This window comes from Acetobacterium sp. MES1, from assembly GCF_002237635.1.
GTDB lineage: Bacteria > Bacillota > Clostridia > Eubacteriales > Eubacteriaceae > Acetobacterium > Acetobacterium wieringae.
Genome location: NZ_MJUY01000054.1, coordinates 114,601 through 132,124, shown reverse-complemented (window position 1 = coordinate 132,124; position 17,524 = coordinate 114,601). Strand labels below are relative to the sequence as shown.

Annotated in this window: 18 protein-coding genes and 1 pseudogene; 7 read left to right on the top strand and 12 right to left on the bottom strand. The window is 46.6% G+C overall.

All coding sequences use genetic code 11. The annotated features are described in order from the left end of the window. Positions 1-155: 155 nt before the first annotated feature. The 7 genes and pseudogenes from BI182_RS15205 to panD all read left to right on the top strand — a co-directional run. Positions 156-899: pseudogene (locus tag BI182_RS15205) on the top strand (NYN domain-containing protein); the annotation flags it as partial. Beyond that, positions 882-1,205 carry an OST-HTH/LOTUS domain-containing protein gene (locus BI182_RS15200; RefSeq protein WP_228881556.1) on the top strand — a complete coding sequence of 108 codons (324 nt, stop codon included), beginning with the start codon at positions 882-884 and terminating at the stop codon, positions 1,203-1,205. The pseudogene BI182_RS15205 and the gene BI182_RS15200, both read left to right, overlap by 18 nt. Further along, positions 1,192-2,115 (top strand): magnesium transporter CorA family protein, encoded by a 924-nt coding sequence (locus BI182_RS15195; RefSeq protein ID WP_286809124.1) that lies wholly within the window; start codon positions 1,192-1,194, stop codon positions 2,113-2,115. Before BI182_RS15200 ends, BI182_RS15195 begins: the two co-directional genes overlap by 14 nt. Positions 2,116-2,820: 705 nt before the next feature. Next, on the top strand, positions 2,821-3,678 hold the full coding sequence (locus BI182_RS15190) for a Rossmann-like and DUF2520 domain-containing protein (protein ID WP_070370024.1): 858 nt from the start codon (positions 2,821-2,823) through the stop codon (positions 3,676-3,678). 79 nt (positions 3,679-3,757) lie between these two features. Then, positions 3,758-4,594 (top strand): 3-methyl-2-oxobutanoate hydroxymethyltransferase, encoded by an 837-nt coding sequence (panB, locus tag BI182_RS15185; protein ID WP_286809122.1) that lies wholly within the window; start codon positions 3,758-3,760, stop codon positions 4,592-4,594. A 4-nt stretch (positions 4,595-4,598) separates the two neighbouring features. Beyond that, positions 4,599-5,441: a pantoate--beta-alanine ligase gene (gene panC / locus BI182_RS15180; protein WP_070370022.1), complete on the top strand. Its 843-nt coding sequence runs from the start codon at positions 4,599-4,601 to the stop codon at positions 5,439-5,441. Positions 5,442-5,451: 10 nt separating this feature from the next. Continuing rightward, on the top strand, positions 5,452-5,835 hold the full coding sequence (gene panD, locus BI182_RS15175) for an aspartate 1-decarboxylase (protein WP_263992952.1): 384 nt from the start codon (positions 5,452-5,454) through the stop codon (positions 5,833-5,835). 106 nt (positions 5,836-5,941) lie between these two features. Here panD and lpdA read toward each other — a convergent pair whose 3' ends face one another. From lpdA to BI182_RS15115, 12 genes are all read right to left on the bottom strand, one after another. Next, positions 5,942-7,345, bottom strand: coding sequence for a dihydrolipoyl dehydrogenase (gene lpdA / locus BI182_RS15170; protein WP_286809118.1), 1,404 nt, complete (start codon positions 7,343-7,345; stop codon positions 5,942-5,944). A 13-nt stretch (positions 7,346-7,358) separates the two neighbouring features. Next, complete coding sequence (locus tag BI182_RS15165; protein WP_286809116.1) at positions 7,359-8,675, bottom strand: dihydrolipoamide acetyltransferase family protein; 1,317 nt, start codon at positions 8,673-8,675, stop codon at positions 7,359-7,361. 288 nt (positions 8,676-8,963) lie between these two features. Continuing rightward, positions 8,964-9,959: an ATP-NAD kinase family protein gene (locus tag BI182_RS15160; protein WP_070370018.1), complete on the bottom strand. Its 996-nt coding sequence runs from the start codon at positions 9,957-9,959 to the stop codon at positions 8,964-8,966. 115 nt (positions 9,960-10,074) lie between these two features. Continuing rightward, on the bottom strand, positions 10,075-11,046 hold the full coding sequence (locus tag BI182_RS15155; protein ID WP_286809115.1) for an alpha-ketoacid dehydrogenase subunit beta: 972 nt from the start codon (positions 11,044-11,046) through the stop codon (positions 10,075-10,077). Beyond that, complete coding sequence (locus BI182_RS15150; RefSeq protein WP_070370061.1) at positions 11,043-11,999, bottom strand: thiamine pyrophosphate-dependent dehydrogenase E1 component subunit alpha; 957 nt, start codon at positions 11,997-11,999, stop codon at positions 11,043-11,045. Before BI182_RS15150 ends, BI182_RS15155 begins: the two co-directional genes overlap by 4 nt. Positions 12,000-12,152: 153 nt before the next feature. Further along, positions 12,153-12,521 (bottom strand): Lin0512 family protein, encoded by a 369-nt coding sequence (locus BI182_RS15145; RefSeq protein ID WP_228881468.1) that lies wholly within the window; start codon positions 12,519-12,521, stop codon positions 12,153-12,155. Between the two features lie 30 nt (positions 12,522-12,551). Continuing rightward, positions 12,552-12,854 carry a DUF6506 family protein gene (locus BI182_RS15140; protein WP_070370016.1) on the bottom strand — a complete coding sequence of 101 codons (303 nt, stop codon included), beginning with the start codon at positions 12,852-12,854 and terminating at the stop codon, positions 12,552-12,554. Positions 12,855-13,144: 290 nt separating this feature from the next. Continuing rightward, positions 13,145-13,897: an ABC transporter ATP-binding protein gene (locus tag BI182_RS15135; RefSeq protein ID WP_070370015.1), complete on the bottom strand. Its 753-nt coding sequence runs from the start codon at positions 13,895-13,897 to the stop codon at positions 13,145-13,147. Next, the gene (locus BI182_RS15130; protein ID WP_250934661.1) at positions 13,878-14,852 is read right to left on the bottom strand and encodes an ABC transporter substrate-binding protein; all 975 of its coding nucleotides are present in this window, start codon (positions 14,850-14,852) and stop codon (positions 13,878-13,880) included. The genes BI182_RS15135 and BI182_RS15130 overlap by 20 nt, the downstream gene beginning before the upstream one ends. Next, positions 14,849-15,622, bottom strand: a complete 774-nt coding sequence (locus BI182_RS15125) for an ABC transporter permease (protein ID WP_286809111.1) — start codon at positions 15,620-15,622, stop codon at positions 14,849-14,851. Before BI182_RS15125 ends, BI182_RS15130 begins: the two co-directional genes overlap by 4 nt. Further along, a complete protein-coding gene (locus BI182_RS15120) occupies positions 15,597-15,884 on the bottom strand; it encodes a thiamine-binding protein (RefSeq protein ID WP_286809110.1) in 288 nt (95 codons plus the stop codon). Before BI182_RS15120 ends, BI182_RS15125 begins: the two co-directional genes overlap by 26 nt. Before the next feature lie 137 nt (positions 15,885-16,021). Next, positions 16,022-17,413, bottom strand: coding sequence for a sigma-54 interaction domain-containing protein (locus tag BI182_RS15115; RefSeq protein WP_228881460.1), 1,392 nt, complete (start codon positions 17,411-17,413; stop codon positions 16,022-16,024). Positions 17,414-17,524 lie beyond the last annotated feature (111 nt).

Below are 17,524 nucleotides of genomic sequence, written 5' to 3'. Positions count from 1 at the left end.
AACAATTGGTCGGTACGGTAGTTTATCGACAACCTCAACTGATCAGAATTGATCAGTTATTTTTTTGTGGCGGCGGTCGGTTGTAAAAAAGCGTGATTTCTATTATACTGAGACTAACAAAGTGATCGAAACCAACGAAATAGAAAAGGTGACCCATGAAAAATGATATGAAAATTGCCGTCTTAATTGACGCCGATAATGTTTCGGATAAATATATCAAATATATCTTCGATGAAATTTCCAACCTTGGGATGGCAACGTTTAAACGCATCTACGGTGACTGGACCAAACCCCAGCTGGGATCCTGGAAAACGGTATTACTTAACTATTCCATTACCCCGATTCAGCAGTACAGTTACACCACCGGAAAGAATGCCACCGATGCCGCCTTAATTATTGACGCCATGGATATTCTTTATTCCAATAATGTGGATGGATTCTGTATCGTCTCCAGTGACAGCGACTTCACCCGTCTGGCGACCCGGCTCCGGGAAGCCGGAATGTATGTGGTGGGGATGGGTGAAAAGAAAACCCCCACCCCCTTTATCTCGGCCTGTGAAAAATTTAAATATCTGGAAGTTCTGGCAGCTGACCCGGATTCTTCTCAACCGGAAGAAATATTAAACCAAAAGCAGTCTTCTGCCAAAGAAGGAATGGCCTCCAAAAAACAACTGATCCAATCGATTAAAACAATTATCAACGATAACTCGGATGAAGAAGGCTGGGCCGATCTGGGTCTGGTTGGCTCCCGCCTCAACAACCGCTATCCAGATTTTGACAGCCGCAATTATGGTTATTCCAAACTGCGCTCGCTGCTTTCCTCACTGGATAAATTTGAACTGACAACCCGCCGAACCGCCAATTCTCAAAATGTCAAATATGTGATCCGCAACATCACTTCTGAAAAAAACGGTTCATCGCAAAAAGATATTCAACTCAAAAAAGAGCTGATCCAATCCTTTCAGTTAATCGTTTCAGAAAATGCTGACCCATCCGGTTGGGCCAATCTGGGCCTGGTTGGTTCCCAAATCGCCCAGAAGCACCCCACCTTTAAAAGTAAAAATTACGGCTATGCCAAACTGCGCTCACTGCTGGAAGCCCTCAACCTCTTTGATATCGAAGTCCATAAAACAGCGAATTCCAAGAACCCGGAAGCACTGATCCGCAATAAACCCCAGCTGAAGGTTAAAAATGCTGGCTTATAAACTGACGGCAGGTCAACTAACAGCTGTTTCCCCCTCACAGTCTTTTGCCAGCTCTGACCAGAAGCACCTGTGTATCCTCGATTTTAGTGAGCTCGTAGCGGTAAGTGCCCAATTGGATATCGGATCACGACTGGTTGAAGAATGCATCAGCGGTAACTCCTGTAAGTTTGAAAGTCACGATGGTTTTGATTTCATTACCCTGTCAATTCCGGACGCCATTTCCGGTACAGTCAAACCAAAACGGATCGGAATTTATTTCCGTGCCAACCTGCTTGTTTTCGCCTCGGATCGGATTACCTATTTCGCTGACCTGGTTGACACCATCAAGACGGCCGATATCCAGATATCCGATCTAAGCAAATTTTTTCACCTCTTTTTTGACAAGCTGACCTACGATGATCGGGATGTATTGATTGCGATTGAGGAAGAAATCTCCGGGCTGGAAGAAGAATTTATTGTCGCCATTAAAAATGACCTGGTCGACTATCTGATCACGTTTCGCAAGCGTCTATTAAGTCTGAAACAATATTATGAACAACTTTTTGAAATTTCTGAGGCCATTGAAGAAAATGAAAATAATCTGATCGATAAAAAAGATCTCCGCTATTTTAAAATTCTCACCAATCGCATCAACCGACTTTTTACCAATGTGCTGAACCTCCGGGATTACGGCACTCAGGTGCGGGAGGCCTACCAGGCGCAGCTCGATATTAACCTGAATAATGTCATGAAAATTTTCACTGTCGTCACATCTATTTTTCTGCCCCTGACCCTGATTGTCGGCTGGTACGGCATGAACATCATGATGCCGGAATTTCATTGGGAGTACGGCTACCCGTTTGTGATTGTCTTATGCATTGTCGTGGTTACTGGCACCCTGCTGTATTTCAAAAAAAACAAGTGGTTTTAGCGCTGCTTGTTTCAGATTATCACCCCGTACCGACCAATTATTAATCTGTTGTTTGCTGCGCCATGCGAAATCCGCTACGCTCCTTTCGCATTGGTCGCGGGCAGTCGCCAACTACAAGCAAGCTTGTGATTGGCTCATTGCCTTCGCGCAGGATCGGACAGGTTTATCAACCTGTTCGCCCCGATGCAAACAACATGATGTAACAATTGTCGGTACTACTTTGCCCCATATTAAAAGTTATAAACAAGTGATTTTAGACTGCTTGTTTTTTTTATTTCTTAAACCAATTCCATTCTCTAAATAAACGCTTGCATTATTATCCTACATCATGTATCATACCCACATGGTGGCATCGTCAAGAGCTGCACATGATTAACGCATAAAAACAGAAATAAATTTAAAAACCTGCTCTAATCCCTGGTGATAGAGACTGAATAAAACCATCCATTTTTGCATTTTTATAATGTAATGATCGGTCTTTTTGCAGTTGTTTATTTTCAGTGCAGAGGACCTTTTTTCTTTGCCTAAAATTAAACAGCCGCCTTCCGGTTTTGTCGAATCCCCCATACTGACAATTGGTCGTAGCTTGACATTTGTCAGTATGGGGGATTCGACAACCCGAATTTTTGACAACCTCAGGTTTGCGTGATCTGTGTTTCTCTGCTCTTTGCGGTCATAACCAAATACTACAAACAGGTGAAACGCATGAAAATCGGATTTATTGGCGCTGGCAAAGTCGGCACCGCCCTGGGCATTTTTTTCAAACACCATCGTCTGACCCTATCCGGTTACCTCAGCCGCAGCGAGATTTCGTCGCAATGTGCTGCCAAGGTAACGGACTCCGCTGTTTTCTATGACCTTCCCAGCTTTGCTGCTGCAAGTGAGGTGATTTTTATCACCACTGGGGATGATCAAATTTCTGCAGTTATCAACCAACTCCTCCAAACCGCCTGCTTAACGAAGCATCATACCCTGATCCATACCAGCGGCGCCCTGTCAACCGATCTTTTTGACCCGCTGCTAACTTCCGGGTGTGGTTTGTGTTCACTCCATCCGATCATGAGTTTTTCGGATCCCTTGACTGCGTCAAAAAATTTAAAGCAAACCGTTTTTACCCTGGAAGGCAATCAACAGGGGCGAATTGCTGCGCAAAAAATCCTGGCGATCACTGACAATCCCTATTCGGTAATTGATAAGAATGATAAGGTACTTTATCATGCCGCCGCCTGTATCCTTTCCAACTATCTGGTAACCCTGATTGATTCCGGTTTTGAACTACTAAAGACCACTGGCATTGCTGATGATGAAATAATCAGGGCATTTATGCCACTGATCACCGCCACCTTGGGCAATATCGAAAAATCCGGAACTGTCAACGCCCTTACTGGTCCGCTGGTTCGGGGGGATGAAAACACCATCGGCAAACACATAAAAGCCCTAAAAACCCAGGCCCCGGAATTTCTGCCACTCTACCAAACCCTGGGCTTAACCACCATTGAGATGATCAAAGACAAACGGATTGCTACTGAAAAGTATCTTCAATTGCAAAAAATCCTTAGTTAAATACTCCCATCAAACCTTAGTACCGACTGCTTATCTCTCATTTTAGATCGATTAAAATTTAAATTAAAGGAAGAAACCAATGAAAAACAAATTTACTGTCAGTTCTTTTTTACAAGCCAAAGCAAACAAGGAAAAAATCACCATGCTAACGGCCTATGATTATTCAATGGCCAAAATCGTCAATGATGCCGGTATCGATTCCATTCTGGTGGGCGATTCGCTCGGCATGGTGGTCCAGGGTTATGAATCCACTCTGGAAGTGACCATGGACGACATGGTCTACCACTGCCGCGCCGTTGCCCGGGGCGCTGAAAACGCCCTGATCGTCGGTGACATGCCCTTTTTATCCTATCACATTTCGGTGGAAGAGGCTGTTCGCAATGCCGGCCGGTTGATTCAGGAAGGGAAGGCCCACGCCGTCAAGCTTGAAGGCGGCGTGGATCAGGTTGATACTGTTACTGCCATTGTCAAAGCCCAGATTCCCGTCATGGGCCATATCGGTCTGACGCCCCAATCGGTTAACCTGTTCGGTGGATTTAAGGTTCAGGGCAAGGACACTGCTCAGGCTCAGAAAGTCATTGATGATGCCCTGGCCCTGGAAGCAGCGGGCGTTTTTGCCATTGTTCTGGAGGGGATTCCCGAAAAACTGGCGCAATTAATCACGGCAAAGATCTCGGTGCCGACCATCGGTATTGGCGCCGGTCGCTACTGCGACGGTCAGGTGCTGGTCATCCATGATCTACTGGGCATGTATTCAGGTCAATCACCCAAGTTTTCCAAGCGCTATGCGGCCTTGAATGAAACCATTAAGGATTCTGTGACAACCTATATCACCGAGGTGAAGTCGGTGAAGTTTCCGGAAGAAAAACATACCTTTTCCATTGATGATGCGGTGATCGCCGCGCTAAAACAATAAGACTATGAAGATCATAAAAACAATCTCAGAACTTAAGATCGCTCTTGAAGAAATTGGCCGGGATAAAAGCATCGGCTTTGTTCCGACCATGGGCTATCTTCACGACGGTCATCTGTCGTTGATTAATGAAGCCCGAAGTCAGAATGATTTCACGGTCGTGAGTATCTTTGTCAATCCCACTCAGTTTGCCCCGGGCGAGGATCTGGATGCCTACCCCCGGGATTTTGACCGGGATTCACGACTTGCCGCAGCTGCCGGAACCGATCTGCTGTTCTTTCCTGATCCGGGCGAAATCTATCCGGCCGGTGCTTCCACCTTTGTGGAAGTGGCAGGCGAGATCACAAAAAAACTCTGCGGTCAGTCCCGGCCGACTCATTTTAAAGGCGTGACCACAGTAGTCAATATATTGTTTAACCTGATCCAGCCAAACCGTGCCTATTTTGGACAGAAAGATGCCCAACAGGTGGCGGTGATAAAAAAAATGGTTCGGGATTTACATCTGCCGGTTCAGCTGACAGTCTGCCCGATTGTCCGGGAAGCCGATGGCTTAGCCATGAGCTCCCGCAATGTGTTTTTAACGCCGGAAGAGCGTAACCAGGCCCTGGTGCTTAGCCAGTCGCTGACGGCTGCCAAAGCCCTTCATAAATCTGGCGTCGTCCAGGTTAAAACCCTAAAAGATCAGATTATCGGCCAGATCAGTACCATGCCGTTGGCGGTTATTGATTACGTTGATATCCTTGATTTTGAAACCCTGGCCGATATCGAAACCATCACAGCACCGGCCCTGGCGGCAGTAGCCGTTCGCTTTGGCAGCACCCGGCTGATTGATAATATTATTTTAGATTAAGAGGTAAATTATGTATATCACCCTATTTAAGTCAAAGCTCCATCGGGCAACTGTCACCGAGGCTGACCTCAATTATGTGGGCAGTATCACCATTGACGAAGCGCTGCTGGATCAGGCGGATATTCTTCCCGGTGAAAAGGTTCAGGTGGTGGATATAAATAACGGCCAACGCTTTGAAACCTATACGATTGTGGGCGAACGGGACAGTGGCGTGATCTGTGTCAATGGTGCCGCAGCCCGGCTGGTGCAAAAAGGTGATCAGGTGATCATTATCGCCTATGCCATGATGGACCGGCAGGAAGCCCTGGCTTTTAAGCCCCGGGTGCTGATTCTCGATGATAACAATCAGGTAACAAAGCTTACGGATCATGAGGTCCACGGCCAGAGTCATTAGTTTTTTCGTTTTTATCTAAATTCAAACAAACAGGCTGCCACTTTTTAATTCCGATCCAAAAGTGGCAGCCTGTTTTATTTTTTGATACCGTTTTTTCTAACCATCGTTATCGCATTAAATGGATGGCGTGACCATCGACGGCATGGGCGGCTTCCATCAGTGCTTCGCCGACAGTGGGATGGGCGTGGATGGTAGCCATCAGCTCGGCCACGGTGGCTTCCAGGCGGATGGCCAGGGCGCCTTCAACAATCAGATCGGTAGCCCGGGGACCGGCCATGTGCAGTCCCAGAATTTCGCCAGTAGCGGCATCGGTTACGTATTTGACGACCCCGGTTGTTTCACCCATGATCATTGCTTTACCATTGACGGCCATGGGAAAAATGCCGACTTTTACGTCATAGCCCGCTTCTCGGGCCTGGGCTTCGGTCAGCCCGACACTGGCCAATTCCGGTTTGGTATAAACGCAATAGGGAATGGTTTTAAAATCAATTTGTGATCTTTTCCCCATGATCGTTTCCACCGCCAAAATTCCTTCAGCTGAGGCCACATGGGCCAGCATTACCCCGCCATTGCAATCGCCAATGGCATAGATATGCGGGACATTGGTCTGCATTTTTTGATTGACAACAATCGCCCCACGGGCGGTTTTTATACCAGCCAGATCCAAGTTAAGGGTACTAAGCTCCGGTTTTCGGCCCACTGACAAGAGCACTTTTTTGGCGGTAATGGTTTTTTCACCGGTCTGCGAGCTGGTTGTAACGGTTAAACCGCCAGCACTTTCCTGAATTGACTCGACTCTGGTGCTGGTAAAAATATCGACCCCATCTTTTAGCAGTTTTTCTTTGAGCGGCTTGACAATATCACGGTCCATGTTGGCAACAATTTCCGGTAGCATCTCGATGATTGTTACCTTACAGCCAAAGGCATTGTAGATACTGGCAAATTCACAGCCAATGACGCCGCCGCCAATAATGCCCAGGCTTTCCGGCACAGCATCCAATGACAGAGCCGTGTCACTGGTGATCACATCCGGATGATTGCTCCCCGGTATCGGTGGTATCACTGGTTTTGAGCCGGTGGCAATGATGGCAAAATCAAAATCGATGACAGTTGCTGCGTTGTTTATTTCGTCCTGATTGTCACTGATGACCTTAATTTGATGCGCATTCACAAAAACAGCGGTGCCCATTATTTTGGTAATCCCATTGTTCTTTAATAATCCGTTGACCCCACCGACCAGTTTTTTGATGATTTTTGTTTTTCTTTTCTGCAGCTTTGGCCAGTCACCGTGATAGTCTGAAAGTGTGATGCCAAGTTCCTTGGCATCATGTTTAAGAACGTCCAGCAGTTCGGTGGTGTGGAGGAGCACCTTGGTGGGAATACAACCGACATTAAGACAAGTGCCGCCCAGATATTTGTTTTCAATCAGGGTTACCGCAGCACCTAACTGGGCCGCCCGAATCGCTGCCACACCCCCCCCCGGGCCACCGCCAATTATAACAATCTTCATGATTCCACCTCCATTACAAGAGCAGAAGTCCCGGTTTTTCAATGAGCTCCTTGAGACGGGCAACAAACTGCGCCGCCACCGAGCCATCAACCACCCGGTGATCAGCTGTTAAACTCAGGTTCATCATTGGTTTAATAACCACCTGGCCATCCACCACCATCGGGGTGTCGATTATGGTATTAATCCCTAATATGGCCACCTCAGGCTGATTAATAATCGGCGTGAAGGATTCCATGCCATACATCCCAATATTGGTGATGGTAAAAGTGCCCCCGGTAATTTCATCGCTTTCCAGTTCATTGTTTCGGGCTTTTTCGGCCAGGGCCTTGATTTCCCGGGAAATCTCGCCCAGATCTAATTTATTGGCGAATTTGACCACCGGCACTATCAATCCATCCGGCAGGGCAACCGCCACCCCAATATTGACATAATTGCGGGTGACAATGTCAGTGCCGACTATCGAGCTGTTTAAAAGCGGAAACTCCAACAGCACCCGGGCTAAAATCTTGACCAGAATATCGGTATAGGTAATTTTGGCAGAGCTTTTTAATTCTTCCCTTAGCTGTTTCATGGCGGTGGTATCCACCCGCTGGTTGTAATTAACTGTAGCAGCCGTTTCCTGGCTGGCTGACATCCGGCTGGCAATAATTTTTCGCATCGCCGACATCGGTTTGCTACTCTCCTGTGGATCGGCAAATCGTAGTAAATCAGCTTTTTGTTTAAAAGCCAGCACATCGGCCTTCATAATCCGGCCGTCCTTGCTAATCTGTCCCGGATCGATGCCTAAACCATCAGCAATCACCCCGGCCGTCGGCGATATTTTGGGGGCTGCTGTTTTTGCTCTTAACGCAAACTCATTAACATCTTTTTCCGTAATGGCCCCCTGGGGGCCCGTCCCGGCTACCTGGGCAAGATCGATATTTTGCTCAGCCGCAATTTTTTTGGTTCGGGCTGATGCTTTGATGCGGCCCCCAGCGACCGGTTGCGATGATGTAGCAACCACCGAATCCGGTTCTGCTGCGGTGGATTTAACTTCGCTGGCTGGGCTGTCAGTCAAATTTTCGGCCTCGGCCAGCAATGCAGTTATATCTTCTTCAGCTGTTCCCAGAATGGCAATCGGTTTTAGCACTGCCACGGTGCCCTCTTCGACCAGTATCTTTCTGATGATGCCAGCCCCCGGAGATTCAAATTCCTTGGTTATTTTATCGGTTTCCACATCAAAGATGATTTCGCCCATCGCAACGCTGTCGCCTTCTGCTTTTCGCCAGTTGGCAATATTGCCTTCAGTCATCGTCAATCCCAGCTTGGGCATCACTAAAAACTTGGCCATAATGCATTCCTCCTGTAATTCTGAATCATCTAATAACTTATGAAAATAAAAGAATCGAACACTGATTGCTTTACGATCAGTTTCCACAACCATAAGAAATCGCAAAGCGAATTTCTCATGGTTCGCGGACAGTCGCCAACTACAAGCAAGCTTATGATTGGCTCGTTGCCTTCACGAAAACAATTGTGTAACGTGTAGGCGAACAGTTCATAGAACTGTACGCCGTACAGTGTAGCAATTGTTTCGTGCGAAACTGATCGTAAAGCTCACGGCACTATATTAATTTCATCAAACCTTGAAAAATCCGTTTTGCTGTCCCACTTCGATGGCTTTTTTCACATCCACATGCCAGGGCCCATTACGGCTTAGTTTAAAGGTAAAGGTCTGATTCTGATGAAATTCAATTTCCCGCTCCCCATCCAGGGCAATGGTGCCCCGACAATAGGTGGTAAAGGTATAGACTTCGCCAAACGTTAAAAACACCGGCTCACTGGTACCAATTGGCAACACAATCCCCGCTGCCATGGGAATCTTAATTTTGGGGGCATTTTTATCAATGCTGACATAAGCACCAAAATTGTCCGCTTCGGTGATAATGGTTTTTCCCCCCACCACCGCCGAAAAACCAATTGAGGCCGGATGACTCCGGGCCACAAATATTTTCTCAATATCCTCAACTTTCCAGATCGCCCGGGAACCCACGAAGATATCCCGGGAAATCACCGCATCGATCAGGGCAATATCCTTAAGTTGCCCCGCTGTCTCAATCTCAATAATCTTATCTCTATTTGAATAAGCCGCTTTATCAAATTGTTGGGAAGCGACCACGGCCGCTGCGATGCCAGCAATGGTTCCTTCAATCATATCCGGATAGACATTATTCGTCCCTGTGGAGATGGAAATCAGCGGGATTTCCTTAATATCCTTAGCCACCGCCCGATTGGTGCCGTCACCTCCCAACGTGACAATGCAGCCGACGTTTTTCTCATTCATCATTTGCACCGCTTTATAGGTATCTTCCACGGTGTCTTCCTTATAAAAATCAAACACTTCGATCTCACATTTAAGCTCGCCGGAGGTTTTAAGCTTATCCTCCACCCGATAGCCCATATTATAGGGATCTGGCATCATGTATACTTTTTTGACGCCATTTTGCTGGGCTCCCAGTATAATCCGTTCAACAATATTGATCTTTTCGTTATTATCAATCACCGTAGCATGGGAAACCAGCCGCCTGATATCTTTCCCGGATGCCGGATTGGCAATGATTCCAATTGAATTCATATGTCCACCACCTTTTTCTGTCTTTTGTTTAAAAAAAGTTCTGGAAATAAGATCATCGCTGTGCACTCCACTATTTCCAGAACCCTGGCCCGTCTGGCCGATTCAATTACCCACCTTAGAATAACGATTTAACCGCCTCAACCACATCGTCGGCATTGGGCAACACATAGGCTTCCAGATTGCCAGAAAACGGAATCGGGGTGTTCAATGCGCAAACCCGCTTAATCGGAGCATCACATTCATAGAAACACTCATCGGCAATAATCGCAGCCAGTTCACCGGCATAACTGCCCCGTTTAGCTTCTTCGGAGACAATGACCACCTTATGGGTTTTCTTGACCGATTTAAAGATCGCTTCTTTATCCAGCGGATAGAGGGAACGTAAATCGATGACTTCAGCATCAATGCCATCTTTTTCTAGCAGCTCAGCTGCTTTGAGGGAGTCGTATACCTGTTTGCCATAGGTAATGATGGTGACATCACTCCCTTCCCGCTTGATATTGGCTTTACCCAGTGGAATTGGTTTGACTTCATCTTCAACCTGACCGGTCACCGCATAGAGGGTTTTATTTTCCAGATAAATTACCGGGTTATCATCATCGATGGCTGTCAGCATCAATCCGATGGCATCCTGGGCATTCGAGGGATAAACGACCTTTAAACCCGGCACATGGGTAAACCAGGCTTCCAGTGATTGGGAGTGCTGGGCTGCCGCTGCCACCCCACCACCGGACGGTAGTCGTACTACCATTGGCAGTTTTAATTTACCACCAAACATATAACGCATTTTAGCAGCCTGGTTAACCAGCTGATCCATCCCGACAGTGGAAAAGTCAACAAACATCAGCTCGGGAATCGGTCGCAAGCCAACCGCTGCCGCACCAACGGCAGCACCGATAATGGCCCCTTCCGAGATTGGGGTATCACGCACCCGTTTTTCGCCGAATTCTTCAAATAAGCCGGAGGTGACACCAAAACAGCCCCCGAATAGACCAACATCTTCGCCAAAAATGAAGACATCCGGATTTTCCAGCATTTTTATACGCATACCTTCTTTGATTCCTTGACCATACGTAAGCTCTCTCATCTTGTTCGTCCCTCCTCTACTATATCGGTATAAACATCTAAAACAGCGGATGCAACATCAGGGAATTTACTGGCCAGGGCAAAATCAACGGCTTCTTCAACCTCAGCATCAATTTTTTTATTAAGCTGATCCATTTCCGCCTGAGTCATCACCTGATTATCAAGGATATATTTTTCGGCTCTGGGAATGGGGTCTTTTTTCTTCCATTGTTCCAGCTCACCTTCGGGACGGTACACCGTCGGATCCCCTTCAAAATGTCCCCGCCAGCGATAGGTCTTGCATTCAATCAGGGTTGGTCCCTGACCTTTACGGGCTCTGGCAACGGCCTCCTGAACCGCTTCAAAAACCGCAAAAACATCATTGCCGTCCACCGTAATCCCCGGAATATTATAAGACACTGCCCGTTGGGAAATATCGGTGATATTCTGATGACGGGCCTGGCTCACAGATATTCCGTAGCCATTGTTTTCGCAGATAAAGATAACCGGCAGCTTCCAGGTACTGGCCAGGTTCAGTCCTTCATGGAAGGTACTCTGATTGGTGGAGGCATCCCCAAAGAAACAGGCACAAACCTGATCTGTTCCTTTATATTGTGCTGCCAGTCCGGCACCTACCGCAATATTATGGCCAGCCCCGACAATCCCATTGGCCCCAAGAATTCCTTTGGTGGCATCGGCGATATGCATCGAGCCGCCCTTGCCTTTACAGTATCCGGTTTCTTTGCCAAAAAGCTCGGCCATCATGTATTTCATATCGCCGCCTTTGGCTAAAATATGTCCATGGCCCCGATGGGTACTGGTGATGTAGTCATCGTCCCGTAGACTTGCGCAAACGCCTGTTGCCACTGCTTCTTCACCAATATAAAGGTGAACGAATCCGCCAACCTGACCTTCAGCAAAAAGATTCATGGCTCTATTTTCAAACTTCCTGATCTTTACCATTTTTTCATACATTTCAATGATAGTTTCGTTTGAGATTTTCAAAATATTTCCTCCTTTGTATCTGCTTTGCTAAGTTTTTTTTAAACGATGATGCGCTTTGTCTGTTGTTACGTCGATAACACCACACATTATCAGGTTTTTTGTAGGTTTGCAACCTACCTTCCGCTACACACTCACCGTTACGCACACAATGGCGGCTTCGATGGTATCGTCGGTATCGCCAAAACCGGGAAAGAATAAACCGGCTGTTGTTAATCCTCCTTTCCTGGCTTGAATGGTTACCTTTCCCACCGGGAATAGTTTTTTTAACATCTCAATGTTTAAATCTTCAGGCCGGGACACCCCAATAATTGCCTCGATCATCATTTTTTCATTGAGACTTTCTTCCGTTAAACCATGGATCTGATTCAAACCAATCAGACAACTTCGGGAAATGGCGTCTTTAATCGCTTTTCCCGCCGCCTTATTAACATCCTGACCATGAAAGTCCATCCCCATGCCAAATTCAATGATAAATTTTTTAATAAGAAACACCTCCTGACGTGAATTGCTGTGGTCATGCTGTTAAAAAAGATCATCCCCGCTTTTATTATCCAAACCGGGGTGAATATCAAAACGCACGACCCCCACGGCGGCTTTTCCTTTGACGGCTTCACTGACCATGGCCGTCCCCCGATTTCCAAAGCCACCACAGAGCTCGAAAGCGACCACCCCTTCATCAACCAACTGCCCCGCTGCTGCAACTGCTGCTTCGTAGGACGATACCCCAACAGCGATCAGGGTGACCTGTTCCGTTTCAACCGCCGACCGGTGAATGGCCGGATCTGCATTGGGAGCAATAAAAATAAATGCTGCTTTTAACGCCATATTCTAACCTCCTTGATTTCATGTTGTCTATATGTTAAGCAATATTCATGCCATAACCGATGAATCGGCTAGTTGTTTAAACGTTTACGTAAACGGTGCTGCTTTCTGCTTCCGAGCGCCTTTACCCAACCGATCCTGGAACAATTCTTTCTCATTATGAGAATTGGCGTCTCAAAATGAGAAAAGCAGTCTCAAAAATGAGACTGCTACGGTAGTTTATTAACAAGTTGATGTGCTTCTATTCACAATAATTATCCGGTTTTCAGGGCGAGCATTGCTCGCCTGGAGATTTACAGACATTTTAGAATGTCACTACGCAGCTGACGCAATGCTTCTGCGGTCATCATTTCCTCGGGACTGGCGTGTTTAATCGGCACCACCATTTCGCTAACGATCTGGGCCGGTGATCCGTTAATGATGTAGATCCGGTCTGATAAGAAAATGGCCTCATCAATATCGTGGGTAATAAACAAGACCGACCCTTTAATTTTATTGAGTATCTCAAGCAGATATGCCTGCATCTTCATCCGGGTAATGGCATCCAGTCCGCCAAAGGGTTCGTCCAGCAGCATGATCTCCTGTGAAAACATGGTGGTTCGCAACAGTGACACCCGCTGTTTCATCCCACCGGACAATTGAATGGGATATTTTTTCCCATCGTCTGCCAGTTGAAAAATCGACAGCATCGCTTTGACCGTCTCCCGGGCTTCCTTTTTCGGAATGCCCCGAATTTCAAGTGGTAAAATGGCATTGTCAATGACGTTGCGCCAGGGCAGCAGCAGATCCTTCTGATACATATAGCTGACCTTTCCGGTTTCCCCGGTTACCTCCTTCTCATTTACAAAAACCTGGCCATCTTCCGGGGGCAACAGTCCGGCAATCACATTAAAGAGCGTGCTTTTACCGCAGCCACTGGGGCCCAGAATCGAGACAAACTCACCCTGATTCAGATGAATATTAATGTTCTGTATAATATTTTTATGATTATACTCTTTGGTAACCCCCAAAACCTTGAGTACACATTTATTCTGGCAGGTATTCATTGGTAAAGGCCTCGTCGGCATTTAACTGGTTCTCCAGCAAGCCCTGGTTATACATCCAGTTGCCATAGTTTTCCCAGATATCTAAACGCATCAAACCCCATTTTTCGGCATCGCTCTGATATTCAGCGGCCAGATATTTTTGCGAGGCCACCGCCAGGTCGCGATCAATTTCGGGGTTGTCAACCAGTAACAGATCCGCAGCGGCTTCCGGGTTTTCAATGGCGTACTGATAGCCTTTGGTGACAGCCCGCAGAAATTTTTTAGCCGTTTCCGGATGCTTGGCCAGATAGTCTTCGTTGGCAATAATGACTGGGGTATAGTAATCCAGGTTCTTATCGACATCCTGAAGTTTAATAAAATTCAGCGGTTCGTTTTTAAGCTCGGCGGCAACTCCATCCCAGCCATAAAAGATCCAGGTGAAATCGACATGATCTTTAACAGCGGTAAAATAATCCATCGCTCCCACATCGACGATTTCCAGCTTGCTAAAATCAGCCTTTGCCCCTTCCATCAGGGCTTTTAAGGTGGCAACTTCCATAGGCGAACCCCAGCCGCCGTATTTTTTCCCTTCAAAATCTTTGGGACTGACAATGTTGCGATCCACCGGCGAAGCAAAGCCCGATGTGTTATGCTGGATAATCGCAGCAATGGCCTTAATTGGCAGGGGATTTGCAGCGGTTCTGGCGTAGGTCACCTGTTCCTGATAGCTGACTCCGAACTCTCCCTGACCGGCCGCAATCAGATCCGCTGAGCCGCCTTCGCTGGGTTGAATAATCTCCACCTGAAGCCCTTCGGCCTCAAAATAGCCAAGCTCCTTCGCCGCATAAAGACCGGTGTGATTGGTATTGGGAACCCAATCCAGAACCACCGTTATTTTCTCGCTTTCTTTTGTTGTACACCCGGTTAATGCAATCAGTAGAATTCCCAGTGTTAATAAGATGATTTTCTTTTTCATTCCTCTTCCTCCTTTAATTTTTCCCAGGGCATCATGACCCTCTGAATCCCGGCAATGCCGTAAAAAAGTCCAATTGATAAAACCACAATCACCAGAATCGAGGCAAAAACCAGATCCAACGCAAAGGCATGGCGGGCTCTTAACATGTAAACGCCCAGTCCGGCCTTTCCACCCAGCCATTCCCCGATAACTGCCCCCATAATACTATAGGTAGCCGCAATTTTAAGGCCCGAAAAAAAATAGGGCAGGGCACTGGGAAACTTGATTTTTGTAAAGATCTGACGCTTCTTTGCCCCCATCGATCGCACCAGATTAATCAGTTCCCCATCAACACTCTGAAGCCCTTCAATCAGACTGACCGTGATGGGAAAAAAACAAACCAGCACCACCACAAAAATTTTGGGGGCAATCCCAAAACCAAACCACATCGCCAGCAGGGGTGCGATCACAATAATCGGCACGGTTTGCGACATCACCAGTACCGGGTAAATGGCTTTTTTCACCACTGGAAACAAATCCATCACAATTGCCATAATCAGTGATAAACATACGGCTACCAGCAGTCCTGTCATTCCTTCAAAAAAAGTTGTTCCGGCGTGCATCATCAAATCCGAACCATTGGCAATCAGCGCCGCGATGATGTCAGTGGGCGATGGCAAAACGTATCGCTCCACAACCCCCAGGTTAACAGCGGCCTCCCAGAGAATCAGAATGGTCAGCAGAAATACGATCGGAATCACCTTGTCACTGGTATTTTGATACTTTCTCATAAATTGTGACGCCTTCTTCCTTGTAATCAATTTTTACGATTGAAACCACCCGCTCGGCTCCATGCTCTGTGCAGATGGATTGGGCCCGTTTAACAATGTCCAGCAGTTCATCCAGTTCGCCTTCGATGGATGTTTCAAAAGGACCCACCACATATTTGAGGCCCGTCTGATGGATCATCTCAATAACCTGATCGACTACATAGTATATTTCTCTGTCCGGTACTACCGGTAAAACCTGCAAGCTTAGATTTACTTTTGCCAAAACGCTCACCTCCCTATTCTTTTCATTTTTCCTATTCTTTCCAAAACTAATTGTAGCATGTTTCATGCCAAAAAAAGACCCTTCGAAAAAATTTTTAAAATTTTCTTCAAAGGGCTGCTGTTTACGTTTCGCTTCATTTATAAACTGGTCACGTGAATATCATAGGCTTTTATTTTCCGATAGATGGTCGCCCGACTGATGCAAAGATCTTCTGCGGCCTTTACCGCATTGCCCTTATTGAGAAAAAGAGCCTGTTCGATGCTGTTTTTTTCCAAATCTCTCAAAGTTTCACCATCACTGTCACGGACTGGCAAAATGACATTCTGCTCTTTTGTCGGTGCCTCAATGCAATCAATAAAAACACCGGCTGACAAATAGTAGCCACGCTCCACCATATTTTTGAGTTCTCTGACATTGCCCTTCCATTCATTGGCCAGCAATTTTTCTTCGAAAGCCTTACTGAAGTATTTTTTGACGTCACTGTTTTCGCAATTGAGCTGCTCCAGAAAATATCGGCCCAGAACCAGAATATCTTCTGGCCGCCTTTTAAGCGGCAGCAGCCGTAAATTGATGACATTGAGTCGAAAGTAGAGATCCTGACGAAAAGCCGATTTTGACATCTCATTGAGCAGATTGCGATTGGTGGCTGCAACAATCCGGACATCCAAGTCCCTGGCAAAACTGCCGCCAATCCGCATTACCTTGTTTTCATCCAACACCCGCAGCAGCTTGGGTTGCATTTCCAGCGGAATTTCGCCAATTTCATCAAGAAACAGGGTGCCGCCATTGGCCAACTCAAATTTTCCCGGCATGCCACCTTTGATGGCTCCGGTAAACGAGCCAGTTTCGTAACCAAAAAACTCACTCTCCACCAACTCTTTAGGGATGGCGGCACAGTTGATGGCAATAAAGGGGCCGTTGCGGCGCTGGCTGTCGTTATGAATGGACTGGGCAAACAGCTCCTTCCCGGTACCGCTTTCACCTTCAATCAGTACCGAACAATTTGTCTTGGCTATTCGCCGGGCGGTATTAATCAGCTCCAGCATCGTTTTATTTTTCGTGATGATCTTATCAAAGGTATAGTTGGCCCGAAAACCTGCCAGTTTATTGATTTCTTTGCGCACCTGTTTGGCTTCCCGAATCACCAGCACTGCGCCCATGACCTTCTCATTAAAAACCACTGGGGTAATATCCAAAAAACAGTCAATTTGTTTTGACCCGATTGTGAGGGTGATATCCGAATACGAAAATTTTCGTTTATTAATCAGGATATTGCCAACTACATCGATCTCTTTTAACACCACATTCATGTCCAGCTTTAAAATAGCGGCTTCATCCATTTGAAACAGCTCACAAATTTTATGATTAAATTTCTTTATCCGCAGTTCGGTATCAATGATCATCAGTCCGTTGAGAATGGAGTCCAAAGCCACATCCATCAGTTTATATGAATCGACAATCTCACTGCGCATGTCTTGAGTCATGACATCGCCGTTTTTTAATTTCTCCATCAGCGTCATTACTTCCATCTCTTTTACCTCCACAAGAATTGTCAGTTCGCCTCTCAAAATCCCGTGTCTGTCCGTAATCAAACCGGCTGATCAATGTATCAAACCTTTCCTGCTGCGCTTTTTTTACTG